General features: G+C 38.9%; 39 protein-coding genes, 1 tRNA gene and 1 pseudogene. All 41 read left to right on the forward strand.

Features of this window, described 5'->3' with window-relative positions; translation table 11 throughout:
- On the forward strand, positions 1-238 hold a 238-nt coding region (locus tag HMPREF9425_RS09145; protein WP_248687970.1), incomplete at its 5' end, for a hypothetical protein.
- Positions 239-250: 12 nt separating this feature from the next.
- A pseudogene (locus tag HMPREF9425_RS00380) lies at positions 251-808 on the forward strand (low temperature requirement protein A); the annotation flags it as partial.
- Positions 809-1,306: 498 nt separating this feature from the next.
- Positions 1,307-1,816 carry a DNA topology modulation protein gene (locus HMPREF9425_RS00385; RefSeq protein WP_003092030.1) on the forward strand — a complete coding sequence of 170 codons (510 nt, stop codon included), beginning with the start codon at positions 1,307-1,309 and terminating at the stop codon, positions 1,814-1,816.
- A gap of 263 nt (positions 1,817-2,079) precedes the next feature.
- Positions 2,080-3,372 carry an adenylosuccinate synthase gene (locus tag HMPREF9425_RS00390; RefSeq protein WP_003092081.1) on the forward strand — a complete coding sequence of 431 codons (1,293 nt, stop codon included), beginning with the start codon at positions 2,080-2,082 and terminating at the stop codon, positions 3,370-3,372.
- Between the two features lie 280 nt (positions 3,373-3,652).
- Complete coding sequence (locus HMPREF9425_RS00395; RefSeq protein ID WP_037621236.1) at positions 3,653-4,087, forward strand: low molecular weight protein-tyrosine-phosphatase; 435 nt, start codon at positions 3,653-3,655, stop codon at positions 4,085-4,087.
- Complete coding sequence (locus tag HMPREF9425_RS00400) at positions 4,084-4,488, forward strand: MORN repeat-containing protein (protein ID WP_003092069.1); 405 nt, start codon at positions 4,084-4,086, stop codon at positions 4,486-4,488. The genes HMPREF9425_RS00395 and HMPREF9425_RS00400 overlap by 4 nt, the downstream gene beginning before the upstream one ends.
- Positions 4,485-6,308, forward strand: a complete 1,824-nt coding sequence (locus HMPREF9425_RS00405) for an acyltransferase family protein (RefSeq protein WP_003095826.1) — start codon at positions 4,485-4,487, stop codon at positions 6,306-6,308. Before HMPREF9425_RS00400 ends, HMPREF9425_RS00405 begins: the two co-directional genes overlap by 4 nt.
- A gap of 90 nt (positions 6,309-6,398) precedes the next feature.
- The gene (gene ruvB / locus HMPREF9425_RS00410) at positions 6,399-7,400 is read left to right on the forward strand and encodes a Holliday junction branch migration DNA helicase RuvB (RefSeq protein WP_003095828.1); all 1,002 of its coding nucleotides are present in this window, start codon (positions 6,399-6,401) and stop codon (positions 7,398-7,400) included.
- Between the two features lie 241 nt (positions 7,401-7,641).
- Positions 7,642-7,950, forward strand: coding sequence for a 30S ribosomal protein S10 (gene rpsJ / locus HMPREF9425_RS00415; RefSeq protein ID WP_002885653.1), 309 nt, complete (start codon positions 7,642-7,644; stop codon positions 7,948-7,950).
- Between the two features lie 113 nt (positions 7,951-8,063).
- The gene (gene rplC / locus HMPREF9425_RS00420; protein ID WP_002885755.1) at positions 8,064-8,690 is read left to right on the forward strand and encodes a 50S ribosomal protein L3; all 627 of its coding nucleotides are present in this window, start codon (positions 8,064-8,066) and stop codon (positions 8,688-8,690) included.
- A 24-nt stretch (positions 8,691-8,714) separates the two neighbouring features.
- Positions 8,715-9,338: a 50S ribosomal protein L4 gene (rplD, locus tag HMPREF9425_RS00425; protein WP_002885795.1), complete on the forward strand. Its 624-nt coding sequence runs from the start codon at positions 8,715-8,717 to the stop codon at positions 9,336-9,338.
- The gene (locus tag HMPREF9425_RS00430) at positions 9,338-9,634 is read left to right on the forward strand and encodes a 50S ribosomal protein L23 (protein WP_002887066.1); all 297 of its coding nucleotides are present in this window, start codon (positions 9,338-9,340) and stop codon (positions 9,632-9,634) included. Before rplD ends, HMPREF9425_RS00430 begins: the two co-directional genes overlap by 1 nt.
- A gap of 17 nt (positions 9,635-9,651) precedes the next feature.
- On the forward strand, positions 9,652-10,485 hold the full coding sequence (gene rplB, locus HMPREF9425_RS00435) for a 50S ribosomal protein L2 (protein ID WP_003091907.1): 834 nt from the start codon (positions 9,652-9,654) through the stop codon (positions 10,483-10,485).
- Positions 10,486-10,578: 93 nt separating this feature from the next.
- Entirely contained in the window at positions 10,579-10,857 is a 279-nt protein-coding gene (gene rpsS / locus HMPREF9425_RS00440; protein WP_000533765.1) for a 30S ribosomal protein S19, read from the forward strand.
- A 15-nt stretch (positions 10,858-10,872) separates the two neighbouring features.
- Positions 10,873-11,217 carry a 50S ribosomal protein L22 gene (gene rplV, locus HMPREF9425_RS00445; protein WP_002887063.1) on the forward strand — a complete coding sequence of 115 codons (345 nt, stop codon included), beginning with the start codon at positions 10,873-10,875 and terminating at the stop codon, positions 11,215-11,217.
- A gap of 12 nt (positions 11,218-11,229) precedes the next feature.
- A complete protein-coding gene (rpsC, locus tag HMPREF9425_RS00450; RefSeq protein ID WP_002885727.1) occupies positions 11,230-11,883 on the forward strand; it encodes a 30S ribosomal protein S3 in 654 nt (217 codons plus the stop codon).
- 3 nt (positions 11,884-11,886) lie between these two features.
- Positions 11,887-12,300 (forward strand): 50S ribosomal protein L16, encoded by a 414-nt coding sequence (rplP, locus tag HMPREF9425_RS00455; protein ID WP_000960950.1) that lies wholly within the window; start codon positions 11,887-11,889, stop codon positions 12,298-12,300.
- A 9-nt stretch (positions 12,301-12,309) separates the two neighbouring features.
- Complete coding sequence (gene rpmC / locus HMPREF9425_RS00460; protein ID WP_002885754.1) at positions 12,310-12,516, forward strand: 50S ribosomal protein L29; 207 nt, start codon at positions 12,310-12,312, stop codon at positions 12,514-12,516.
- Positions 12,517-12,543: 27 nt separating this feature from the next.
- Complete coding sequence (gene rpsQ, locus HMPREF9425_RS00465; RefSeq protein ID WP_002885836.1) at positions 12,544-12,804, forward strand: 30S ribosomal protein S17; 261 nt, start codon at positions 12,544-12,546, stop codon at positions 12,802-12,804.
- A gap of 24 nt (positions 12,805-12,828) precedes the next feature.
- A complete protein-coding gene (gene rplN / locus HMPREF9425_RS00470) occupies positions 12,829-13,197 on the forward strand; it encodes a 50S ribosomal protein L14 (RefSeq protein WP_002885711.1) in 369 nt (122 codons plus the stop codon).
- 80 nt (positions 13,198-13,277) lie between these two features.
- Entirely contained in the window at positions 13,278-13,583 is a 306-nt protein-coding gene (gene rplX, locus HMPREF9425_RS00475) for a 50S ribosomal protein L24 (RefSeq protein WP_003095832.1), read from the forward strand.
- A 26-nt stretch (positions 13,584-13,609) separates the two neighbouring features.
- A complete protein-coding gene (rplE, locus tag HMPREF9425_RS00480; RefSeq protein ID WP_002887058.1) occupies positions 13,610-14,152 on the forward strand; it encodes a 50S ribosomal protein L5 in 543 nt (180 codons plus the stop codon).
- Between the two features lie 17 nt (positions 14,153-14,169).
- Positions 14,170-14,355: a type Z 30S ribosomal protein S14 gene (locus HMPREF9425_RS00485; RefSeq protein WP_001085699.1), complete on the forward strand. Its 186-nt coding sequence runs from the start codon at positions 14,170-14,172 to the stop codon at positions 14,353-14,355.
- Positions 14,356-14,477: 122 nt separating this feature from the next.
- A complete protein-coding gene (gene rpsH, locus HMPREF9425_RS00490; RefSeq protein WP_002885642.1) occupies positions 14,478-14,876 on the forward strand; it encodes a 30S ribosomal protein S8 in 399 nt (132 codons plus the stop codon).
- A 126-nt stretch (positions 14,877-15,002) separates the two neighbouring features.
- Complete coding sequence (gene rplF, locus HMPREF9425_RS00495; RefSeq protein ID WP_002887056.1) at positions 15,003-15,539, forward strand: 50S ribosomal protein L6; 537 nt, start codon at positions 15,003-15,005, stop codon at positions 15,537-15,539.
- A gap of 89 nt (positions 15,540-15,628) precedes the next feature.
- Positions 15,629-15,985, forward strand: coding sequence for a 50S ribosomal protein L18 (rplR, locus tag HMPREF9425_RS00500; RefSeq protein ID WP_002885810.1), 357 nt, complete (start codon positions 15,629-15,631; stop codon positions 15,983-15,985).
- A gap of 18 nt (positions 15,986-16,003) precedes the next feature.
- The gene (gene rpsE, locus HMPREF9425_RS00505) at positions 16,004-16,498 is read left to right on the forward strand and encodes a 30S ribosomal protein S5 (protein WP_002885626.1); all 495 of its coding nucleotides are present in this window, start codon (positions 16,004-16,006) and stop codon (positions 16,496-16,498) included.
- 14 nt (positions 16,499-16,512) lie between these two features.
- Positions 16,513-16,695, forward strand: coding sequence for a 50S ribosomal protein L30 (rpmD, locus tag HMPREF9425_RS00510; RefSeq protein WP_002885773.1), 183 nt, complete (start codon positions 16,513-16,515; stop codon positions 16,693-16,695).
- Positions 16,696-16,822: 127 nt separating this feature from the next.
- Positions 16,823-17,263, forward strand: coding sequence for a 50S ribosomal protein L15 (rplO, locus tag HMPREF9425_RS00515; protein WP_002885849.1), 441 nt, complete (start codon positions 16,823-16,825; stop codon positions 17,261-17,263).
- 16 nt (positions 17,264-17,279) lie between these two features.
- The gene (secY, locus tag HMPREF9425_RS00520) at positions 17,280-18,575 is read left to right on the forward strand and encodes a preprotein translocase subunit SecY (RefSeq protein ID WP_003095834.1); all 1,296 of its coding nucleotides are present in this window, start codon (positions 17,280-17,282) and stop codon (positions 18,573-18,575) included.
- Between the two features lie 131 nt (positions 18,576-18,706).
- A complete protein-coding gene (locus HMPREF9425_RS00525; protein ID WP_003092019.1) occupies positions 18,707-19,345 on the forward strand; it encodes an adenylate kinase in 639 nt (212 codons plus the stop codon).
- Between the two features lie 117 nt (positions 19,346-19,462).
- Positions 19,463-19,681 carry a translation initiation factor IF-1 gene (infA, locus tag HMPREF9425_RS00530; protein ID WP_001040189.1) on the forward strand — a complete coding sequence of 73 codons (219 nt, stop codon included), beginning with the start codon at positions 19,463-19,465 and terminating at the stop codon, positions 19,679-19,681.
- 25 nt (positions 19,682-19,706) lie between these two features.
- Positions 19,707-19,823 carry a 50S ribosomal protein L36 gene (gene rpmJ, locus HMPREF9425_RS09150; RefSeq protein WP_000868345.1) on the forward strand — a complete coding sequence of 39 codons (117 nt, stop codon included), beginning with the start codon at positions 19,707-19,709 and terminating at the stop codon, positions 19,821-19,823.
- Between the two features lie 17 nt (positions 19,824-19,840).
- Positions 19,841-20,206 carry a 30S ribosomal protein S13 gene (gene rpsM / locus HMPREF9425_RS00535; RefSeq protein ID WP_002885820.1) on the forward strand — a complete coding sequence of 122 codons (366 nt, stop codon included), beginning with the start codon at positions 19,841-19,843 and terminating at the stop codon, positions 20,204-20,206.
- Between the two features lie 26 nt (positions 20,207-20,232).
- Complete coding sequence (gene rpsK / locus HMPREF9425_RS00540) at positions 20,233-20,616, forward strand: 30S ribosomal protein S11 (RefSeq protein WP_002887520.1); 384 nt, start codon at positions 20,233-20,235, stop codon at positions 20,614-20,616.
- 48 nt (positions 20,617-20,664) lie between these two features.
- On the forward strand, positions 20,665-21,603 hold the full coding sequence (locus HMPREF9425_RS00545; RefSeq protein ID WP_003091894.1) for a DNA-directed RNA polymerase subunit alpha: 939 nt from the start codon (positions 20,665-20,667) through the stop codon (positions 21,601-21,603).
- A gap of 17 nt (positions 21,604-21,620) precedes the next feature.
- On the forward strand, positions 21,621-22,007 hold the full coding sequence (rplQ, locus tag HMPREF9425_RS00550) for a 50S ribosomal protein L17 (RefSeq protein ID WP_003091981.1): 387 nt from the start codon (positions 21,621-21,623) through the stop codon (positions 22,005-22,007).
- Between the two features lie 249 nt (positions 22,008-22,256).
- Entirely contained in the window at positions 22,257-23,552 is a 1,296-nt protein-coding gene (locus HMPREF9425_RS00555; protein WP_003092099.1) for a glutamate-cysteine ligase family protein, read from the forward strand.
- Between the two features lie 182 nt (positions 23,553-23,734).
- Positions 23,735-23,820 (forward strand) — tRNA-Leu (locus HMPREF9425_RS00560).
- Between the two features lie 145 nt (positions 23,821-23,965).
- Positions 23,966-24,847 carry a class II fructose-bisphosphate aldolase gene (locus HMPREF9425_RS00565; RefSeq protein WP_003092040.1) on the forward strand — a complete coding sequence of 294 codons (882 nt, stop codon included), beginning with the start codon at positions 23,966-23,968 and terminating at the stop codon, positions 24,845-24,847.
- Between the two features lie 165 nt (positions 24,848-25,012).
- Positions 25,013-25,369 carry a hypothetical protein gene (locus HMPREF9425_RS00570; RefSeq protein ID WP_003095837.1) on the forward strand — a complete coding sequence of 119 codons (357 nt, stop codon included), beginning with the start codon at positions 25,013-25,015 and terminating at the stop codon, positions 25,367-25,369.
- Positions 25,370-25,373 lie beyond the last annotated feature (4 nt).

A 25,373-nucleotide genomic window follows, 5' to 3' on the forward strand; every position in this document is an offset into this window, starting at 1 on the left:
AATCTTAAAAGCTGTCAAATACATCGAGCATTTCCTACATACTGATGGACAGTACTTAGAGGATTTACTTTACCTAACAAGAGGCAACCAACTATACACAGAAGATGGAAAAGAGTTGTATATTGATCCAACTTCTCAGAAAAGAACACTTCATACCCAATATGAACCTGGTTTTATTGAAGCAAGAGATAAATCTCCACTAGAGCTCTTAATTGAAAATAAGGAGCTATTAGATTAAATAAAAAAAGCGAGGATATCCTCGCTTTTCTATATTACGTTTGGAGAGATGATTATGGAGCTAGCTAACTTCTTTACAATCGAGAAATTCTCGATTTATTCGGTTCTTTATTTCATTATTATGCTTTCTCTGTTCTTGTTTTATTTTGGTCAATTCGACCATGCTATTGATGAAAAATCTAATCAAAAGGGACTATTTCTAATTTACAGTCACTATCCTATTTTCATTGGACTTCTTATGATGACCGTTTCGATGAGTTTTCTTCTGAATCCTGAAGCTAATCTTCTCTTTGCAACCAGCTTCTCTTATATCGGATTTGGCCTCTTTCAAGCTGCTGTCCTAGTAAATGGGCCCTATAACAAACACTATCTTCGCTATTCGAAAAGTTACTACTGTGTCCAAGCGACACTCTATCTGGCTGCCTTGATTCTCTCTTTAATCTTTGCTTCTAATCCTATAATAGTAGTGAGTATAACAACCATTTTAGCTCTAGCTATAGCTATTCATTCTATTTATTTTTATATGACACAGACTAAAAAACATTCCACACCTTACTGGGAGTTGTTTTAATGAGTTTATAAGATTAAAAAGCTTTGGGAACCAAGGCTTTTTTTTCATTAATTTGTTTTTCCATTTTATCCTCCAATTTGATCTCGCACTGACATTTGTTTATAACAAAACTATATATCTAGAATAGCATAAACATTAGGTATTATAGGTTTTCAAACCAAATACGAGTCATTCGTTTTTGCCCCACTTTTGCCACGTTTTTAAAGCCTGACATTGAAAACACCTAGAAGTATTTCCCTAAAATCAGCTATATTTCAACATTTTTGTTTATTTTCAATATGAAAAGTTCTTACAAATCCATGTAGGGGGCAGCTTAATATCGAAAAGAGACTTGATTGTAGGTCTCTTTTTTATTTTTCTAAGAAAGAACTCACTTTAAACAGAACTTTACGTGCTTGTTTGTCTAAACGAGAGTTGTTCCCAATGATAATTTCTTCTAAATATATGCTTTGTGTTATGATAATAGTCAAGAAACAGAATTGAAAAAGGAGACATGAGTTGAAAATTGCAATCATTGGCTATAGTAGTTCTGGAAAGTCGACTTTGGCAAGTTTTCTAGGTCAACACTACAATTGTGAGGTGCTTCATTTAGATAAAATTCATTTCACATCAAACTGGAAAGAGCGGACAGTTAATGAAATGACTGATGATATTTCAAAATTTATGTTACAAAAGGATTGGATTATTGAAGGGAATTACTCGGCCTGTCTTTATGAAGAGCGTATGAGAGAAGCTGACTGTATTATATATTTCAACTTTAATAGAGTTAATTGTCTCTATCGGGCTTTTAGGAGATATTTAAAATACAAGGGGCGGACGCGTCCTAGCATGGCGGAAAATTGCAATGAAAAATTCGATTTCGAATTTGTGAAATGGATTCTATTAGATGGACATTCACAAAAGAATGTAACGAAATTTAAAGTTGCTGTAAAAAAGTATCCTGACAAAACAATAGTTTTAAAGAATCAAAAGCAGTTAAACGATTATATTATGAAGAAGGTTAAATAACTGCTATAATAATTTAGTCATAAAATAGTTGGTAGCTCTACATAAGATGTGAGATTAAAAATATATAGTAAAAAATTAGTTGCAATCTTGGTTGTAACTGTCAGAATATTTTGATATAAACGCTTTCATCGTTGAACAATTAGTCTCTTTTCTGATATAATAAAATGTAACGCAAAACTTGTGGGTGAAATTCCCACCGTGAAGTTTTTCAAGAAAGGTGGAGGCAGTCTCGAAAAGATGGAGCTGTCCGTTATCAAAATAATATGACATCAGTAGTTGTTGTGGGTACCCAGTGGGGTGATGAAGGTAAAGGGAAAATTACAGATTTCCTAAGTCAAGATGCCGAAGTGATCGCACGTTATCAAGGTGGAGACAATGCAGGTCACACGATTGTTATCGATGGTAAGAAATTTAAATTGCACTTGATTCCATCAGGTATTTTCTTCCCAGAGAAAATCTCTGTTATCGGGAACGGTGTAGTGGTCAATCCTAAATCACTTGTCAAAGAGTTGGAATATCTTCATGCCGAAGGTGTGTCAACAGAGAGCCTTCGTATTTCTGACCGTGCGCACGTTATCTTGCCGTACCACATTAAACTTGATCAACTGCAAGAAGCTGCTAAAGGTGATAATAAGATTGGTACAACTAACAAAGGTATTGGTCCTGCCTATATGGATAAGGCTGCGCGTGTAGGTATCCGTATTGCCGATCTTTTGGACAAAGAAATCTTTGCTAGTCGCTTGAAGACAAACTTGGCTGAGAAAAATCGTCTTTTCAGTAAGATGTATGAGTCTGAAGAGTTATCATTCGATGAGATTTTCGAAGAATACTACGCTTACGGACAACAAATAAAACAATACGTCACAGATACATCTGTTATCTTGAATGATGCTCTTGATGCCGGTAAACGTGTCCTCTTTGAAGGGGCTCAAGGAGTTATGCTTGATATTGACCAAGGTACTTACCCATTTGTAACGTCATCAAACCCAGTTGCGGGTGGTGTTACAATTGGTTCTGGTGTTGGACCTTCTAAAATTAATAAGGTTGTGGGTGTATGTAAGGCCTATACGAGTCGTGTTGGTGATGGTCCTTTCCCAACTGAGTTATTTGATGAAGTGGGTGAACGTATCCGTGAAGTTGGTCATGAATATGGAACAACAACTGGACGTCCACGTCGTGTAGGATGGTTTGACTCAGTAGTAATGCGTCATAGCCGTCGTGTATCAGGGATTACAAACCTTAGCTTGAACTGTATCGACGTTCTTTCAGGTTTTGATACTGTGAAAATTTGTGTAGCCTACGATCTTGATGGTGAGCGCATTGATTACTATCCAGCTAGCCTTGAGCAATTGAAACGTTGTAAACCAATTTATGAAGAATTGCCAGGTTGGGAAGAGGATATTACAGGTTGCCGTAGTTTAGATGAGCTTCCTGAAAATGCCCGTAATTATGTTCGTCGTGTTGGTGAGTTGGTCGGTGTACGTATCTCTACCTTCTCTGTAGGACCTGGACGTGAACAAACAAACATTCTTGAGAGTGTTTGGTCAAATATCTAATAATGAAGACAAAGAATCTAGAAAACTAGGTTCTTTTTTCTTTAGTCAGTAAACAGAATAAGGCCATATATGACTTGATAACTGTTAGAAAAAACGCGTGTCAATTTTTCGATAGTATTAGGAAAGAAGTCTTTCTATTTAATTAGTTTTTCGGTATAATATGGTTTGATTAAATGAAAATTAATGAGAACCTACTTTCATAATTTAGGAGTATGTTCACAATTGTAACAAAGAGAATAAGTGAGCAGATTTTCTAAGAGCTTTGGATAAGAGGTGAGTAATGAATAAGGTTGTGTTTGTTTGTCTGGGAAATATTTGTCGAAGCCCTATGGCGGAGTTTGTAATGAAAGCGCTTGACCAGGATGGGTCTTTGCATATCGAAAGTCGTGCAACTTCTTCTTGGGAACATGGAAATCCAGTTCACCAAGGAACCCAAAAGATTTTAAGGCAATATGCAGTTTCTTTTGATTCTTCCAAAAGTTCACAACAGATAAGTCGGTCAGATTTTGAATTCTTTGATCTGATTTTGGGGATGGATGAGTCAAATGTTGAGGATCTTCTACAAGTATCTGCGGGTCGTTATGACGATAAAATTAAGCTCTTTAGACCCGGCGGGGTTCCGGACCCATGGTACACAGGTGATTTTGAAGAAACATACAATTTGGTAACTGCAGGTTGCCAAGACTGGTTACAGTGGATTAAGGATAGACAATGAATTTTAAACAGCTAAAGAATTTTGATTTTAAAAATATTGATCGTAATCGATTTGAGCGTATCACGGTAGGGATTATTATTTTATGTGCTCTGTCCTTGTTGTTGGTGACTATAAAAACGCAACATTCTATTAAAATTGATGGGACTAAAATTACCTATAAAGGCCAGATGCAGAACCATCGTTTAAACGGCCAAGGAACTCTGACTTATGATAATGGTGATACCTATACGGGTGGATTTAAAAATGGTTCCTTTAATGGTAAAGGAACTTTTAAATCTCACGAAGGTTGGACTTATGAAGGTGAGTTCAAATCTGGTCAAGCAGATGGGCAAGGAAAATTGACTACTGAAAATAAGGCTATCTACAAAGGAAAATTTAAACAGGGGATTTTTAAAGGATGAGAATTAACTGGTTTTCTTATATTCGTGTGACAGGGCTTTTTTTGGTTCTTGTCTATCATTTCTTCCCAAGCATTCTCCCTGGGGGATTCATTGGTGTTGATGTTTTCTTTACCTTTTCAGGCTATCTGATTACGTCACTTTTGATTGATGAGGTGGCTAGGACGCAGCGCATTGATTATCTTGGTTTTATGCGACGACGCTTTTACCGTATAGTACCACCACTTGTACTGATGGTGCTTATCTGTACCCCTTTAGCACTCTTGGTTCGAAATGATTTTATTGCAGGCGTCGGGCGTCAGATTACCTCTGTTATTGGTTTTGTAACTAACTATTATGAAATTTTAACTGGTGGGAATTATGAGAATCAGTTTAACCAGCATATCTACCTCCACACATGGAGTCTAGCTATTGAGGTTCATTATTATATTCTTTGGGGTGCCTTACTTTGGTTCCTAGCAAAGCGTGTTAAGCATCAAAATCAATTTAGAGGTCTAGTTTTCATGGTATCTCTTACCTGCTTTACGGTAAGTTTCCTCTCAATGTTTGTTAGTGCTTTCTTTGTTGATGGTTTTTCTCGCTTGTATTTTTCTTCAATTACGCATGCTTATCCTTTCTTTTTAGGTTCGCTTTTTGCGACGCTTTCAGGTGTACATGAGACGACTGCTAGGTTTAAGAAAAATGTTCGCCTATGGGAACTTAAAAAGACGGTCCTTTATATGGTTGGTAGCTTTGCTCTGCTCTTATTGTTGGGCTTAGTCCTTCATTTTGAAGAACGTATTACCTATCTATTTGGGTTTGTTTTGGCTAGTTTGTTTACGGCTGTCATGATTTACTCTGCACGTATTCTCCATGAGAAGTTACCTGGTAAATCAGAGCCTGCGGTTATTAGTTATTTAGCGGAAATCAGCTACAGCGTCTATTTGTTCCATTGGCCGCTATATATTATCTTTAGTCAATTGACCAATAATATTATTGCAGTCATTCTTACAACGATTCTGTCAATTGTTTTTGCAACACTTTCCTACTATATAATAGAGCCATTTATTGCAGGAAGAAAGGCAAGTATCTTTGGAATAGATTTGGACTTGACACCTTACCGACATATTGTGCTCTATGTCTTCAGTGGACTCACCTTAATTACAGTGCTCATTTCTCTCTTTGCACCAGCTGTTGGGAACTTTGAGAAAGACTTGGAAGCTAACGGATTGTCACAAGCTCAAACTAAGATGAAATTGACGCGTACCAATGCGGAGAACAGTCAGGCTACTTCATTTGGTGTGAATAAAGGAGTGACAATTCTAGGGGACTCTGTTGCTCTTAGGTCGAAAGATCAGATTGAATCAAGTATTGATAATGTCGCTATAGATGCAGTAGTAAGCCGTAATCTATCAACAATCAATGACTTACTTAAAGATTATGCGGATAGTAACGCTCTTGCCAAGGATGTTGTTATTGCTGGTGGTGTTAATGAGATTGATGATTACAAAGGTGTTATTAATAAAATCATCAAGAATTTACCTAAGGGTCACCGTATTATCTTTGTGACACCATACAATGGTAGTAAGTCTGGAAATGAAGCTGCATCTTTAGTTCAGTTACGTAAGTATGAGTTAGAGATGGCTAAGAAATATGACTTTGTGACGGTTGCTGATTGGTATCAAATTGCTAAAGAAAATATTTCTATTTGGAATGGTACAGATGGGGTTCACTTTGGCTCTGATAGTGACTCTATTAACCGTGGTGCTAAATTATATACTAATACAATCAAAGAGGCTATCGCGAAAGCAAATAAGAAACCTGTTAAAGGTGGTAAAAAATAATCCAAATAATAAAAAGAGAAGGCAAGGGTTGTCTTCTCTTTTTGTGAACAAATTTTGACTCAGTTTTTTGTTTTGTGCTAAAATAAGCCTATGGCAAGAATATTGGATAATGACTTACTAGGAGATGAAGAGTACGTTGAACGTACCCTTCGCCCTCAGTACTTTAAGGAATATATTGGTCAAGATAAGGTTAAGGACCAATTAAAAATTTTTATAGAAGCAGCTAAACTCCGTGATGAGGCTCTAGACCATACCCTTTTGTTTGGCCCACCTGGTTTGGGTAAAACGACTATGGCGTTTGTAATAGCCAATGAGATGGGAGTGAATTTGAAGCAAACGTCTGGGCCGGCAATTGAAAAGGCTGGTGATTTAGTTGCCATACTTAATGACTTGGAGCCGGGGGACATCTTATTTATTGATGAGATCCATCGTATGCCTATGGCAGTGGAAGAAGTTCTTTATAGTGCTATGGAAGATTACTATATCGATATCATGATTGGAGCAGGTGAAACAAGTCGTAGTGTTCACCTAGACCTGCCTCCCTTCACTTTGGTTGGTGCGACCACACGAGCAGGTATGTTGTCAAATCCTTTGAGAGCTCGCTTTGGGATTAATGGTCATATGGAATATTATGAGTTACCTGATTTGACAGAGATTGTAGAACGTACTTCGGAAATCTTTGAAATGACAATAACACCAGAGGCAGCGTTGGAATTAGCGCGTCGTAGTCGCGGAACACCACGTATTGCTAACCGCCTACTTAAGCGCGTGCGAGACTATGCTCAAATCATGGGTGATGGTATCATTGACGATAAGATTGCAGATAAGGCATTGACTATGCTTGATGTAGATCATGAAGGGTTAGACTACGTTGACCAAAAAATCCTCCGAACTATGATTGAGATATATGGGGGAGGGCCCGTTGGCTTAGGTACTTTATCAGTTAATATTGCTGAAGAGCGAGAAACAGTAGAAGATATGTACGAACCTTATCTAATCCAAAAAGGTTTCATTATGCGTACACGAACAGGACGTGTCGCAACGGTTAAAGCCTATGAACACATGGGGTACGACTACACTCAAGAAAGTTGATAAAAAATCCATCTAAGGTGGATTTTTTGTTTACTCAAAAAAGAAAATAAAGAAAAAGGAAAAATTTTTAAAAAACCTTGCAATGAGTGGGGTCTTTTGTTATTATATTATGGTGCTGTAAATACAGCGCTTAGCTATGATACAAGAGGTTGCGACACGCCTGGTTGCACTGCCACGCAATCCGTGTTGGTTTTCTTGAGGAGCTAGCCTATTATCTTAAATAGACGAAAGAGGAGAAAAAATGGCAAACAAAAAAATTCGTATCCGTTTGAAAGCTTACGAACACCGTACGCTTGATACAGCGGCTGAAAAAATCGTAGAAACTGCAACTCGCACTGGTGCGACAGTTGCTGGACCAGTTCCACTTCCAACTGAACGTAGTCTCTACACAATTATTCGTGCGACTCACAAATATAAAGATTCTCGCGAACAATTTGAAATGCGTACACACAAACGTCTCATCGACATCATCAACCCAACTCAAAAAACAGTTGACGCTTTGATGAAACTTGATCTTCCAAGTGGTGTGAACGTCGAAATCAAACTTTAATTTAAAGATTGATTCATTGAGCATAAAAAACGCTCGTTAAAAACTTTTTTGAGCATAAAAAACGCTCATAAAAAACTTTTTTAAATACATTAAAGTAAAGGAAATATTTTCTCATGACAAAAGGAATCTTAGGGAAAAAAGTGGGAATGACTCAAATCTTCACTGAAGCAGGTGAATTTATCCCTGTTACTGTCATCGAAGCTACTCCAAACGTTGTGCTTCAAGTTAAAACTGTTGAAACAGACGGTTACGAAGCAGTTCAAGTTGGTTTTGACGACAAACGTGAAGTATTGAGCAACAAACCTGCCAAAGGCCACGTAGCGAAAGCTAACACAGCTCCTAAGCGCTTCATTCGTGAATTCAAAAACATTGAAGGCTTGGAAGTTGGATCAGAAATCACTGTTGACACATTCGAAGCTGGAGATGTTGTTGACGTAACTGGTACTTCAAAAGGTAAAGGTTTCCAAGGTGTTATTAAACGCCATGGTCAATCACGCGGACCTATGGCTCACGGTTCTCGTTACCACCGTCGTCCAGGTTCAATGGGACCTGTTGCGCCTAACCGTGTTTTCAAAAACAAACACTTGGCAGGACGTATGGGTGGCAACCGTGTGACAATTCAAAACCTTGAAGTTGTACAAGTTATCCCAGAGAAAAACGTTATCCTTATCAAAGGTAACGTACCAGGTGCTAAGAAATCTCTTATCACTATCAAATCAGCAGTTAAAGCTGCTAAATAATAAGAAAGGAGAAATCAGTTAAAAATGGCAAACGTAAAACTATTTGACCAAACTGGTAAAGAAGTTAGTACAGTTGAACTTAACGACGCTATCTTCGGTATCGAACCAAACGAATCAGTAGTATTTGATGTCGTAATCAGCCAACGTGCTAGCCTTCGCCAAGGTACTCACGCGGTTAAAAACCGTTCAGCAGTATCAGGTGGTGGACGTAAACCATGGCGTCAAAAAGGGACTGGACGTGCTCGTCAAGGTTCTATCCGCTCACCACAATGGCGTGGTGGTGGTGTTGTCTTCGGACCAACTCCACGTTCTTACGGATACAAACTTCCACAAAAAGTTCGTCGCCTTGCATTGAAATCTGTTTACTCAGCTAAAGTTGCAGAAGATAAATTTGTAGCAGTTGAAGCTCTTTCATTTGCAGCTCCAAAAACTGCTGAATTCGCAAACGTTCTTTCAGCTCTTAGCATCGATTCTAAAGTACTTGTTATCGTTGAAGAAGGAAACAAATTTGCTGAACTTTCAGCACGTAACCTTGCAAACGTAACTGTTGCAACTCCTGCAACTGCAAGTGTACTTGACATCGTAAACGCAGATAAACTTCTTGTTACTAAAGAAGCTATCTCATCAATCGAGGAGGTTCTTGCATAATGAATTTGTATGACGTAATCAAAAAACCTGTTATCACTGAGAAATCTATGATTGCTCTTGAAGCAGGAAAATACACTTTCGAAGTTGATACACGTGCACACAAACTCTTGATCAAACAAGCAGTTGAAGCTGCATTTGAAGGTGTTAAAGTTGCTAGCGTGAACACTGTAACTGTTAAACCAAAACAAAAACGTGTTGGACGTTACACTGGTTTCACTTCAAAAACTAAAAAAGCTATCATCACTCTTACAGCTGATTCTAAAGCAATCGAGTTGTTTGCAGCTGAAGCTGAATAATCAAAGGAGAAATTAACGTGGGTATTAAAGTTTATAAACCAACGACAAATGGCCGTCGTAACATGACTTCTTTGGATTTCGCAGAAATCACTACAAGCACTCCTGAAAAATCATTGCTTGTTTCTCTTAAGAACAAAGCTGGTCGTAACAACAACGGTCGTATCACTGTACGTCACCAAGGTGGCGGACACAAACGTCACTACCGTTTGATTGACTTCAAACGTAACAAAGATGGCGTTGAAGCAGTTGTTAAAACAATTGAGTATGATCCAAACCGTACTGCAAACATCGCTCTTGTACACTACACTGACGGGGTTAAAGCTTACATCGTCGCACCTAAAGGTCTTGAAGTAGGTCAACGTATCGTTTCGGGTCCAGATGCGGATATCAAGATTGGTAACGCTCTTCCACTTGCAAACATCCCAGTTGGTACAGTTATCCACAACATTGAGCTTCAACCAGGTAAAGGTGCTGAACTTATCCGTGCCGCTGGTGCTTCTGCTCAAGTTTTGGGTCAAGAAGGTAAATACGTACTTGTTCGTCTTCAATCAGGCGAAGTTCGTATGATTCTTGGTACTTGTCGTGCAACTATCGGTACTGTAGGTAACGAACAACAATCACTTATCAACCTTGGTAAAGCCGGTCGTAATCGCTGGAAAGGTATTCGCCCAACAGTTCGTGGTTCTGTAATGAACCCTAACGATCACCCACACGGTGGTGGTGAAGGTAAAGCACCAGTTGGACGTAAAGCGCCATCTACTCCATGGGGTAAACCTGCGCTTGGTCTTAAAACTCGTAACAAGAAAGCTAAATCTGACAAACTTATCGTTCGTCGTCGTAACGAAAAATAATTTAGTCGCTTAGCGCATAACATCCGCCAACTCGGTAGCACTTCTTAGTGCAAGCCGCTGTGGTACATTCAATTTAAAGGAGAAAACTACAAAATGGGACGTAGTCTTAAAAAAGGACCTTTCGTCGATGAGCATTTGATGAAAAAAGTTGAAGCTCAAGCAAATGACGAAAAGAAAAAAGTAATTAAAACTTGGTCACGTCGTTCAACGATTTTCCCAAGTTTCATCGGATACACTATCGCAGTTTATGATGGACGTAAACATGTTCCTGTTTACATCCAAGAAGACATGGTAGGTCACAAACTTGGTGAATTTGCACCAACTCGTACTTACAAAGGTCACGCAGCTGACGATAAGAAAACACGTCGTTAATAGGAGGAGGACACAATGGCAGAAATTACTTCAGCTAAAGCAATGGCTCGTACAGTGCGTGTTTCACCTCGTAAAACACGTCTTGTTCTTGATCTTATCCGTGGTAAGAACGTTGCTGATGCAATCGCAATCTTGAAATTCACTCCAAACAAAGCAGCTCGCATTGTTGAGAAAACACTTAACTCTGCTATCGCTAATGCAGAAAACAACTTTGGTTTGGAAAAAGCTAACTTGGTAGTATCTGAAACATTCGCAAACGAAGGACCAACAATGAAACGTTTCCGTCCACGTGCGAAAGGTTCAGCTTCACCAATCAACAAACGCACAACTCACGTAACAGTAGTTGTGTCAGAAAAATAAGGAGGTAAACTCGTGGGTCAAAAAGTACATCCAATTGGTATGCGTGTCGGGATCATCCGTGACTGGGATGCGAAATGGTATGCTGAAAAAGAATACGCAGATTACCTTCACGAAGATTTGGCAATCCGCAAATTCATTCAAAAAGAACTTGCAGACGCTTCAGTTTCAACTATTGAAATTGAACGTGCTGTAAACAAAGTTATTGTTTCACTTCACACTGCTAAACCAGGTATGGTTATCGGTAAAGGTGGATCAAACGTTGACGCTCTTCGCGCTCAACTTAATAAATTGACTGGAAAACAAGTTCACATCAACATCGTTGAAATCAAAAAACCTGATTTGGACGCTCACCTTGTTGGTGAAACTATTGCTCGTCAACTTGAGCAACGTGTTGCTTTCCGTCGTGCACAAAAACAAGCTATCCAACGTGCAATGCGTGCTGGAGCTAAAGGGATCAAGACTCAAGTATCAGGTCGCTTGAACGGTGCAGATATCGCCCGTGCAGAAGGATACTCAGAAGGTACAGTTCCACTTCACACACTTCGCGCTGATATCGATTACGCTTGGGAAGAAGCTGACACAACTTACGGTAAACTTGGTGTTAAAGTTTGGATCTACCGTGGAGAAGTTCTTCCAGCTCGTAAAAACACTAAAGGAGGCAAATAACAAATGTTAGTACCTAAACGTGTTAAACACCGTCGTGAATTCCGTGGAAAAATGCGCGGTGAGGCTAAAGGCGGTAAAGAAGTATCATTCGGTGAATACGGTCTTCAAGCTACAACTAGCCACTGGATTACAAACCGTCAAATCGAGGCTGCTCGTATTGCCATGACTCGTTACATGAAACGTGGTGGTAAGGTTTGGATTAAGATCTTCCCACACAAATCATACACTGCTAAAGCTATCGGTGTACGTATGGGTTCTGGTAAAGGGGCACCTGAAGGTTGGGTAGCACCAGTTAAACGTGGTAAAGTAATGTTCGAAATCGCAGGTGTTTCTGAAGAAGTTGCACGTGAAGCGCTTCGTCTTGCTAGCCACAAATTGCCAGTTAAATGTAAATTCGTGAAACGTGAAGCAGAATAAGGAGAAGACATGAAACTTGAAGAAATCAAAAAGTTTGTTGCTGAGCTTCGTGGCTTGTCTCAAGAAGAGCTTGCTAAAAAAGAAAACGAACTTAAGAAAGAACTTTTCGACCTTCGTTTCCAAGCTGCAGCAGGTCAACTTGATCAAACTGCCCGTTTGAACGAAGTGAAAAAACAAATTGCACGTGTTAAAACTGTGCAATCTGAAATCAAATAATAGATTGGGAAAGGAGCAATTCTAATAATGGAACGTAATCAACGTAAAACCCTTGTTGGACGCGTAGTATCTGACAAGATGGATAAAACAATCACAGTTGTAGTTGAAACTAAACGTAACCACCCAGTCTATGGTAAACGTATCAACTATTCTAAAAAATACAAAGCACATGATGAAAACAACGTTGCTAAAGAAGGCGATATCGTTCGTATCATGGAAACTCGCCCACTTTCAGCTACAAAACGCTTCCGTCTTGTAGAAGTTGTGGAAGAAGCTGTTATTATCTAATAAAACTAAAAGGAGACAATTGAAATGATTCAACAAGAAAGTCGCTTAAAAGTTGCTGATAATAGCGGTGCTCGTGAAATCTTGACTATCAAAGTTCTTGGTGGTTCAGGACGTAAATTCGCTAACATCGGCGACGTTATCGTTGCAACTGTTAAACAAGCTACACCAGGTGGAGCTGTTAAAAAAGGTGATGTTGTTAAAGCTGTTATCGTTCGTACAAAAACTGGTGCTCGCCGTCCAGACGGTTCATACATCAAGTTTGATGACAATGCTGCAGTAATCATCCGCGATGACAAAACTCCTCGTGGAACTCGTATCTTTGGCCCTGTTGCACGTGAATTGCGTGAAGGTGGATACATGCGTATCGTATCTTTGGCGCCAGAAGTACTTTAATCTGAATTAACACAAACTTAGTCCCCTGATATATTCAGGGTGCCCATTGAGGCGTAAGAAATAATAGGAGAAATACTCAAATGTTTGTAAAAAAAGGCGATAAAGTTCGCGTTATTGCTGGTAAAGACAAAGGAACTGAAGCAGTAGTTCTTAAAGCTCTTCCAAAAGTAAACAAAGTTGTTGTTGAAGGTGTTGCAATCATCAAAAAACACCAAAAACCATCAGCTGAAAACCCTCAAGGTGCTATCGTGGAAAAAGAAGCACCAATCCACGCTTCAAACGTTCAAGTTCTTGACAAGAACGGTGTAGCTGGACGTGTAGGTTACAAAGTTGTTGACGGCACAAAAGTTCGTTACAACAAAAAATCAGGCGAAGTGCTTGACTAATCACGAAGGAAAGGAGAAAGTATTAAATGGCTAACCGTCTTAAAGAAAAATACACTAACGAAGTAATTCCAGCTTTGACTGAAAAATTCAATTATTCTTCAGTTATGGCTGTGCCAAAAGTTGATAAAATCGTTATCAATATGGGTGTTGGTGAAGCTGTAAACAACGCTAAAACTCTTGAAAAAGCTGCTGCTGAGTTGGCACTTATTTCAGGTCAAAAACCATTGATTACTAAAGCTAAGAAATCAATCGCTGGCTTCCGTCTTCGTGAAGGTGTAGCGATCGGTGCTAAAGTTACCCTTCGTGGTGAACGCATGTACGAATTCTTGGATAAATTGGTATCAGTATCACTTCCACGTGTTCGTGACTTCCATGGTGTTCCAACTAAATCATTTGATGGACGTGGTAACTACACACTTGGTGTTAAAGAACAACTTATCTTCCCAGAAATCAACTTCGACGATGTTGATAAAGTACGTGGTATGGATATCGTTATCGTAACTACTGCTAACACTGACGAAGAAGGTCGTGAATTGCTTAAAGGCCTTGGAATGCCTTTTGCAAAATAATCTAGGAGGTAAATAAATTGGCTAAAAAATCAATGATTGCTAAGAACAAACGCCCTGCGAAGTTCTCTACGCAAGCTTACACTCGTTGCGAACGTTGTGGACGTCCACACTCAGTTTATCGCAAATTTAAACTTTGCCGTGTTTGCTTCCGTGAATTGGCTTACAAAGGTCAAATTCCAGGTGTTACCAAAGCTTCTTGGTAAAAACATGGTACATTTAAGTTAGTTCCACCTAATTTGAATGTATTTAACACAATCTGAGCCTAGCTCAATCATTAACTAGCAAGTGAATTATTCAAACTACTAGTAAGAGGAGAAAATATAAAATGGTTATGACTGACCCAATTGCAGATTTCTTGACACGTATTCGTAACGCTAACCAAGCTAAACACGAAGTGCTTGAAGTACCTGCATCAAACATTAAAAAAGGTATCGCTGAAATTCTTAAACGTGAAGGTTTCGTAAAAAATGTTGAAGTTATCGAAGATGACAAACAAGGTATCATCCGCGTATTCTTGAAATACGGACAAAACGGTGAACGTGTTATCACTAACTTGAAACGTATTTCTAAACCAGGTCTTCGTGTTTACTCTAAACGTGAAGATGTTCCTAAAGTTCTTAACGGCCTTGGAATCGCGATCATCTCTACTTCAGAAGGTCTTTTGACTGATAAAGAAGCTCGTCAAAAGAACGTTGGTGGAGAAGTTATCGCTTACGTTTGGTAAGAAGCTGGTACTAAGTACTTATCTCAAATGATTTGTGCGAGTTTCATTGATTATATTCGCTGAAACTCATCCCCGTGAAAACTAGTCACTTTGTGGCTTGATAATCTAACAGGAGAATTAAATACTATGTCACGTATTGGTAATAAAGTTATTACTTTGCCTGCTGGTGTTGAAGTAACAAACAACGATAATGTTGTTACTGTTAAAGGACCTAAAGGCGAACTCACTCGTGAGTTTAACAAAAACATTGAAATCAAAGTTGAAGGCAATGAAGTTACACTTCACCGTCCAAACGACTCAAAAGAAAACAAAACAATCCACGGTACTTCACGTGCAAACTTGAACAACATGGTTGTTGGTGTTTCAGAAGGTTTCAAAAAAGAACTTGAAATGCGCGGTGTCGGATATCGTGCGCAACTCCAAGGAACAAAACTTGTTCTTTCAGTTGGTAAATCTCACCAAGACGAAGTTGAAGCTCCAGAAGGTATTACTTTTGAAGTACCATCTGCAACTTCAATTGTTGTTAGCGGTATCAACAAAGAAGTTGTTGGTCAAACAGCAGCTTACATCCGTAGCCTTCGTTCACCAGAACCTTACAAAGGTAAAGGTATCCGTTACGTTGGTGAATACGTACGTCGTAAAGAAGGTAAAACTGGTAAATAATAGGATTTCATCCTTGTGGCTATTCTTTTTGGATTGCCTACTTACCAAAAGCTCTCATGAGCAAGCATTATAATTAAGAGGTGAAAATTGTGATTTCGAAACCAGATAAAAATAAACTCCGCCAAAAACGCCACCGTCGCGTTCGCGGAAAACTCTCTGGAACTGCTGATCGCCCACGTTTGAACATTTTCCGTTCTAATACAGGCATCTACGCTCAAGTTATTGATGACGTAGCGGGTGTAACGCTCGCAAGTGCATCAACTCTTGATAAAGAAGTTTCTAAAGGAACTAAAACAGAACAAGCCGTTGTTGTCGGTAAACTTGTTGCTGAACGCGCAGTAGCTAAAGGTATTTCTGAAGTGGTGTTTGACCGCGGTGGATATCTCTATCACGGACGTGTTAAAGCTTTGGCTGACTCAGCTCGTGAAAACGGATTGAAATTCTAATAGGGAGGACACTTAATAATGGCATTTAAAGATAATGCAGTAGAACTTGAAGAACGCGTAGTTGCTATCAACCGTGTTACTAAAGTTGTAAAAGGTGGACGCAACATGCGTTTTGCTGCTCTTGTTGTTGTTGGTGACCGTAATGGTCGCGTAGGATTTGGTACTGGTAAATCTCAAGAGGTTCCAGAAGCTATCCGTAAAGCAGTTGAAGCAGCTAAGAAAAACCTTATCGAAGTTCCTATGGTTGGTACAACTATTCCTCACGAAGTTCGTTCAGAATTTGGTGGAGCGAAAGTATTGTTGAAACCAGCTGTTGAAGGGGCTGGGGTTGCCGCTGGTGGTGCAGTTCGTGCCGTCATCGAATTGGCTGGTGTTGCTGATGTAACATCTAAATCACTCGGTTCAAACACTCCAATCAACATCGTTCGTGCGACTGTTGAAGGATTGAAACAACTTAAACGTGCTGAAGAAGTTGCGGCTCTTCGTGGCATCTCAGTATCTGACTTGGCATAAGAAAGGAGATAACAATGGCTCAAATTAAAATTACTTTGACTAAGTCTCCAATCGGACGCAAACCAGAACAACGTAAAACAGTTGTTGCTCTTGGACTTGGTAAATTGAATAGCTCAGTTGTTAAAGAAGACAACGCTGCTATCCGTGGTATGGTCAACGCAGTATCTCACTTGGTAACTGTAGAAGACGTTAAATAAAAATTGATTTAAGTCGTGAGGGTTCCCTTGCGACTTAAACTGAATTTCATGTATAGGCGAGTTTCTAATTAAGCTACCTTACTTGGTTAGAGGCGCTAGCATTTTACAAAAAGAGGAGAAAATAATAATGAAACTTCATGAATTGAAACCTGCTGAAGGTTCTCGTAAAGTCCGTAACCGTGTAGGTCGTGGTACTTCATCTGGTAACGGTAAAACTTCAGGCCGTGGTCAAAAAGGTCAAAAAGCTCGTAGCGGTGGTGGTGTACGTCCAGGATTTGAAGGTGGACAAACTCCATTGTTCCGTCGTCTTCCAAAACGTGGATTCACTAACATCAACGCTAAAGAATACGCACTTGTAAACCTTGATCAATTGAACGTCTTTGAAGATGGTACAGAAGTAACTCCAGCAGTTCTTAAAGAAGCTGGAATCGTTCGTGCTGAAAAATCAGGCGTTAAAGTTCTTGGTAACGGCGAATTGACTAAGAAATTGACTGTTAAAGCAGCTAAATTCTCAAAATCTGCTGAAGCAGCTATCACTGCTAAAGGTGGTTCAATCGAAGTCATCTAATGAGGGGTAACTCATTATGTTCTTTAAACTATTAAAAGACGCATTGAAGGTCAAAAACGTTCGTAATAAGATTTTATTTACAATCTTCATTATTTTCGTTTTTCGTGTAGGGACTCATGTAACAGTTCCTGGTATCAATGCGGAAAGTTTGAAACAATTAAGTGATTTACCTTTCTTGAACATGCTTAACTTGGTGTCTGGTAATGCCATGAATAACTTCTCTATCTTCTCGATGGGGGTTAGTCCTTACATTACAGCATCAATCATTGTCCAACTTTTGCAGATGGATATCTATCCAAAATTTGTGGAGTGGGGCAAACAAGGGGAAGTTGGTCGTCGTAAATTGAACCAAGCGACTCGCTACATCACTCTTGTTTTAGCCTTTGTTCAATCGATTGGTATTACAGCAAGTTTTAATACTCTCTCATCAATTTCATTGGTTAAAACACCAAATGTTTCAACCTACCTATTGATTGGGACAATCCTAACTGCTGGTAGCATAATTGTGACATGGCTGGGTGAACAAATCACAGATAAAGGTTTTGGTAATGGTGTGTCAATGATTATTTTTTCAGGGATCATTGCTTCTATTCCAAAAATGTTCTCAACAATTTACGAGGATTTCTTTGTCAACGTTCGTTCAGGAGAATTGACTCGTTCATATATCATAGTAGTTTTGCTAATTGTGGTAGGTTTGGCGATTGTCTTCTTTACGACATTTGTTCAACAGGCAGAATATCAAATTCCAATTCAATATACTAAATTGGTTCAAGGGGCTCCAACGAGTTCTTACCTTCCATTGAAAGTTAATCCGGCTGGTGTTATTCCCGTTATCTTTGCTAGCTCGATTACAACAATTCCTAGTACTATTCTTCCATTCTTCTCTAAGGTTACATGGTTATCAAACTTACAAGGACTACTCTCGTATAATACACCTAGTGGAATGCTTACTTACGCGATATTGATTATCTTGTTTTCATTCTTCTACACATTTGTCCAAGTAAATCCTGAAAAAACTGCTGAAAATCTTCAAAAGAATGGGTCTTACATTCCTAGCGTTCGTCCAGGTCGTGAGACTGAAAAGTACATGTCTTCATTGCTTAAGAGATTGGCAACAATCGGAGCTGTATTTCTCGCGTTTATTTCATTGGCTCCTATTGCGGCTCAACAGTTTATGCACCTTACAAGCTCAATCGCGCTTGGTGGTACATCTCTCTTGATCTTGATTTCAACTGGTATCGAAGGTATGAAGCAACTTGAAGGTTACCTATTGAAACGTCAGTACGTTGGATTTATGAATCTTGAAGACTAAGTCTTCTCATGAACAATTGAGAGGGAAAGAAAGGTTACTTTCTGTCCCTTCTCTTTTGTTTTTTGATAACTCTACCAATGTTTTAAAACCTTGATAGAGTTATTTGAAAACAAAAATAAGGAGTTCGTAAGATGAATCTTTTAATTATGGGTCTACCAGGTGCTGGTAAAGGGACTCAAGCTGCAAAAATTGTTGAAGAATTTGGTGTAGCTCACATCTCAACTGGTGATATGTTCCGTGCTGCTATGGCTAACCAAACAGAAATGGGAACTTTGGCCAAATCATTCATCGATAAAGGTGAATTAGTACCAGATGAAGTAACAAACGGAATCGTTAAAGAGCGTTTGGCTCAAGACGACATTAAGGAAAAAGGATTCCTTTTGGATGGTTTTCCTCGCACAATCGAACAAGCTCATTCCTTGGATCAAATCTTGGTTGATCTTGGTTTGGAGCTTGATGGAGTAATCAATATCGAAGTGGATCCATCTTGCCTTCTTGAACGCTTGAGTGGTCGTATTATTCACCGCGAAACAGGTGAAACTTACCATAAAGTATTCAACCCACCAGCTGACTACAAGGAAGAAGACTATTACCAACGTGAAGATGATAAACCTGAAACTGTTAAACGTCGTCTTGACGTAAACATTGCTCAAGGTGAGCCAATTATTGCACATTATCGTGAGCTTGGTCTTGTATCAGATATTCAAGGTAACCAAGATATCGATGATGTATTTGCTGATGTTAAAAAAGCTATTGCAGCAATTAAATAATTATATAATCTTACTTGCGTATCAGACTTAAGCATGTTATAATACTTTAGTCTGGCTTATAATTGTTACCTCTGTGCTTAGAGGAAATCAAATCGAAATTTTAGGGGGTACTTTTGCGTGGCAAAAGAAGACGTGATTGAAATTGAAGGTAAAGTTGTCGAAACTATGCCTAATGCTATGTTTACTGTTGAATTGGAAAATGGACACCAAATTTTGGCGACAGTTTCTGGTAAAATCCGTAAAAACTACATTCGTATTTTGGTCGGTGACCGTGTGACTGTTGAAATGAGTCCTTATGATTTGACACGTGGACGCATCACATACCGCTTTAAATAATCGAAATAATTGGAGGGATTAAAACATGAAGGTAAGACCATCGGTTAAACCAATTTGCGAATACTGTAAAGTTATTCGTCGTAACGGTCGTGTTATGGTAATTTGTCCAACAAATCCAAAACACAAACAACGTCAAGGATAATATAGAAAGGAGAAATCATGGCTCGTATTGCTGGAGTTGACATTCCAAACGATAAACGTGTAGTAATTTCACTTACTTACGTATACGGTATCGGACTTGCAACATCTAAGAAAATCTTGGCTGCTGCAGGCGTTTCTGAAGACATCCGCGTTAAAGATTTGACAAATGATCAAGAAGACGCTATCCGTCGCGAAGTGGATGCAATCAAAGTTGAAGGTGACCTTCGTCGTGAAGTTAACCTTAACATCAAACGTTTGATGGAAATCGGTTCATACCGTGGTATCCGTCACCGTCGTGGACTTCCTGTCCGTGGTCAAAACACTAAAAACAATGCTCGCACTCGTAAAGGTAAAGCTGTTGCGATTGCAGGTAAGAAAAAATAATTAAAATAAAATAGGAGGTAAAAACATTGGCTAAACCAACACGTAAACGTCGTGTGAAAAAGAATATCGAATCTGGTATTGCTCACATTCACGCTACTTTCAATAACACTATTGTTATGATTACAGATGTGCATGGTAATGCTGTAGCTTGGTCATCAGCTGGTGCTCTTGGTTTCAAAGGTTCTCGTAAATCTACACCATTTGCTGCTCAAATGGCTTCTGAAGCTGCTGCTAAATCTGCACAAGAACACGGTCTTAAGACAGTTGAAGTAACTGTTAAGGGTCCTGGTTCAGGTCGTGAGTCTGCTATCCGTGCTCTTGCTGCTGCTGGTCTAGAAGTAACAGCAATCCGTGATGTAACTCCTGTACCACATAATGGTGCTCGTCCTCCAAAACGTCGTCGTGTGTAATTTTTAATAACAATAGTACACAAGATTCGTTTCGAGGGAGTATAATAAATGATTGAGTTTGAAAAACCAATAATAACAAAAATTGATGAAAATAAAGATTACGGCAAATTTGTCATCGAACCACTAGAACGTGGTTATGGTACAACTTTGGGTAACTCTCTTCGTCGTGTACTTTTGTCATCACTTCCAGGTGCTGCCGTAACATCAATTAAGATTGATGGAGTACTCCACGAATTTGATACCGTACCAGGCGTACGTGAAGACGTGATGCAAATTATTCTTAATATTAAAGGACTTGCTGTAAAATCTTACGTCGAAGACGAAAAAACAATCGAACTTGATGTCCAAGGTCCAGCTGAAGTTACTGCTGGAGATATCTTGACTGATAGTGACATTGAAATTGTTAACCCTGATCATTATCTTTTCACTATCTCTGAAGGAGCTTCTTTAAAAGCGACTATGACAGTAGCTACAAACCGTGGTTATGTTCCAGCAGATGAAAACAAGAAAGATGATGCACCAGTGGGAACATTGGCTGTAGATTCAATCTACACACCAGTGAAAAAAGTCAATTATCAAGTTGAACCTGCTCGTGTAGGTAGCAACGATGGTTTTGATAAATTGACAATCGAAATCATGACAAACGGAACAATCATCCCTGAAGATGCCCTCGGTCTCTCGGCTCGCGTTTTGATTGAACACTTGAACTTGTTTACTGACCTTACTGATGTTGCTAAAGCTACTGATGTAATGAAAGAAACTGAAAAAGTGAACGATGAAAAGGTGCTTGACCGTACCATCGAAGAACTTGATTTGTCTGTACGCTCATATAACTGTTTGAAACGTGCTGGTATTAATACCGTTCATGATTTGACAGAAAAAACTGAGCCTGAAATGATGAAAGTCCGTAACCTAGGTCGTAAATCTCTTGAAGAAGTCAAAGTTAAGTTGGCTGATCTTGGACTTGGACTCAAAAACGATAAATAATAATATAGGAGGATAACATGGCTTACCGTAAACTTGGACGCACAAGCTCACAACGTAAAGCGGTTCTTCGTGATTTGACAACAGATCTTATCATTAACGAAGCAATCGTTACAACTGAAGCACGTGCTAAAGAAATCCGTAAAACAGTTGAAAAAATGATCACTCTTGGTAAACGTGGTGATTTGCACGCACGTCGTCAAGCAGCTGCATTTGTACGTAACGAAATTGCATCTGAAAACTATGATGAAGCAACTGATAAATATACATCAACAACTGCTCTTCAAAAACTTTTCTCAGAAATCGCACCTCGTTATGCTGAACGTAACGGTGGATACACTCGTATCCTTAAAACAGAACCACGTCGTGGCGATGCTGCCCCAATGGCAATCATCGAACTTGTTTAATTTTTATCAATTTTGTTGAGTGTTATGATGATGGAATAGCTTAGCTTTTCTTAGTCTAGCTCTGGTCTACCGCTAGGCATACGCCTAGCGGGAACACTCATCATAAAAATGGGAATAAATAAGCATGTAACGCTTGTTTACGAAAGGTAATACTGTTATTTTTCGTAAGCAGGCGTTTTTTTGGGCTATAAATCGTCTGAATATTTTGATATAATGGAATAAGCTTATTTTAAAAAGGGGGACATTATTTTGACAACAGCCAAGGAACTGCTTAAGCAAAGGTATTATGAGCCAATTAAGGAGCAACCCGAATTATTTGTGGGGATTGAGTTGGAATACCCAGTTGTTAATTTGAGTGGTAATGCTACAGATGTCTCTCTTACAAAACGGTTACTAGCCTATCTCTTGGATAATTTTGATTTTCAAGCTGATAAGTATGATTCGGATAACAATCCTATTCAGCTTATTGATAAAGATTCTGGAGATATGATTCTTTTTGAAGTCTCCTACAATACGATTGAGTTTGCTTTTGCAAAGGCTGAAAGAATCTCTGAGGTTGAGGAACGTTTGGATACTTACCTCGGTATAATTCAACCTTATCTTCAGAATGATAATCATGAGTTGCAAGGTTGGGGAGTGAATCCAAACTGGGCAAAAAATGACAACAGACCTGTTAAATCTCCTCGTTATGAGATGCTTATGGATTTTCTCGGGCTATCTAAAGCTAAGAACAATCCTTTCTTTCATGATTATCCAGAATATGGTTCTTTCATCTGTGGGAGTCAGGTACAGTTAGATGTTTCAAAAACGTCCTATTTAAGAGTTTTAAATGCTTTTAATCAAATAGAGGGACCCAAGGCAGTATTATTGGCAAACTCTGATTTTTGGGGTTCTGATTGGGATTTAGCGCTTTCTCGTGATGTTTTCTGGGAGAATTCCATGCATGGTGTGTTTAAGGAAAATGCAGGGGTATTTCCTAAGGTGTTTAAGAGCGAAGATGACTATTTTTCTTACTTGTCTGAGACAGCCATTTTTACTGCTAAGCGTGGTGACGAAACCTACTATTTTGAACCAATACGTGCTAAAGACTATCTAAGTACGCCATCTGTCAAAGCACGCTCTATTCATGGCGAAGTAGTCACTATTGAGCCAAGTGAGGAAGATTTTAAGACTCACCGTTCTTATCAATTTCAAGATTTAACGACTAGGGGAACTGTTGAGTTTCGAAGTGTTTGTACTCAGCCTTTCTCAGCAACTTTTGCGCCAGCAGCCTTTCACCTTGGTCTTTTAGTTAACTTAGAGACACTAGAAAGTATTTTAAAAGACACATCTTTATTTGAAGTTTTTGACTATGATTATCTTAGAATTCGTTGCTTGTTTTCGAAAAAGGAAATCTCAAAGGATGATTTCAAATTGATTTTGCCTTTGACAGAGGCTCTACTAACTTGTGCAGAGGATGGGCTCAAAAATCGTGGCTTTGGAGAAGAAGTTTACTTAGCTCCTCTTCAAGAACGATTAGCTGCTTTGAAAAATCGTTTAGACTAATTCCAGATAGTATATAATGTTTCAGAAAAACAAAAAAGTCAAAAAGCTTATTGACAATAGCATACAATAAATGGTATTATATAATAGTTGTTTCGAAAGAGACAAAAGATAGTTTTAAGAAAAAACTTTCAAAAAAGTATTGACACTAATTGTCAAACTTGATATAATGATTAATGTAGTTAGCGGAAATGGCGGAATTGGCAGACGCGCAGGACTAAGGATCCTGTGACCGCTTTAGGTCGTGAGGGTTCAAGTCCCTCTTTCCGCAGAGCAACCAGTCAAGAGACTGGTTTTTTTGTATTAAAAAATCAAAACGCTTACAAATTGTAGAAAAACTAGTTTTTTGAATCTAATTGTGATAGAATAAACAAGTAAACGGGTTCAAGCCCAAAAAAATATAGGAGGCCTTTATAATGGCAATCGTTTCAGCAGAAAAATTTGTCCAAGCAGCTCGTGACAATGGTTACGCAGTTGGTGGATTTAACACAAACAACCTTGAGTGGACTCAAGCTATCTTGCGTGCAGCAGAAGCTAAACAAGCTCCAGTGCTTATCCAAACTTCTATGGGTGCAGCTAAGTACATGGGTGGTTACAAATTGTGTAAACTTCTTATCGAAGAATTGGTTGAATCAATGGGTATCACTGTACCAGTTGCTATTCACCTTGACCACGGTCACTACAATGATGCTTTGGAATGTATCCGTGTAGGTTACACTTCAGTTATGTTTGACGGTTCACACCTTCCAGTTGAAGAAAACCTTGAAAAAGCAGCTAAAGTTGTTGAATTTGCACACGCTAACGGTGTATCAGTTGAAGCTGAAGTTGGTACAATCGGTGGTGAAGAAGATGGTATCATCGGTGACGGTGAATTGGCACCAATCGAAGATGCTAAAGCTATGGTTGCAACTGGTATCGACTTCCTTGCAGCAGGTATCGGTAACATCCACGGTCCTTACCCAGAAAACTGGAATGGTCTTCACCTTGACCACTTGCAAAAATTGACAGAAGCTGTTCCTAACTTCCCAATCGTATTGCACGGTGGATCAGGTATTCCTGACGATCAAATCCAAGCAGCTATCAAACTTGGTGTTGCTAAAGTTAACGTTAACACTGAATGTCAAATCGCATTTGCTAAAGCAACACGTAAATTTGTTGCTGAATACGAAGCAAATGAAGCAGAATACGACAAGAAGAAACTCTTCGACCCACGTAAATTCTTGAAACCAGGTTTCGAAGCTATTACAGAAGCTGTTGAAGAACGTATCGACGTATTCGGTTCAGCAAACAAAGCATAATTAGCTTATTAAAACAAGGTCTTTTCTGGATCTTGTTTTTTTGTACTAAAATAAATAGTTGGTATCTGCCAATTAATCTGTGATTGAGAGTGAATAAATTTTAAAGAATGGATATGGCTTTGGTTGATAGATTCTATTTCCTAACTTTTTAAGATATGCTATAATATGAATATGTTTGATAATTATATTGTACCTGTATTTTTTGGTGGTGGAGCTCTTGCTCTACTAGGTTTAGTGTTATTTGGTTGGGCCTTGCCTTCATTTTTGAAGGGTAAGTGGTCTTATTTGATTTCTTTGCTAGGTTTAGGTTTGGTTGCTTTTGCCTATTTTGATTCGGCGATTGTTATCACTTATAAAATCTGGCTTGGATTGATAGGTGTTATCATGGTTGGTTGGGGACTTCCTTTCAACAATCGCAAGGGACGCCGTGCAATGATTATTTTTTGGGCTATCATGGCAATCGTTGTGGGTATTGCTGCTATTGCATTCACTATTGCTTATGGTGTTATTAACCGCCGCTAACATG

Source organism: Streptococcus vestibularis ATCC 49124, from assembly GCF_000188295.1.
Classification (GTDB): domain Bacteria; phylum Bacillota; class Bacilli; order Lactobacillales; family Streptococcaceae; genus Streptococcus; species Streptococcus vestibularis.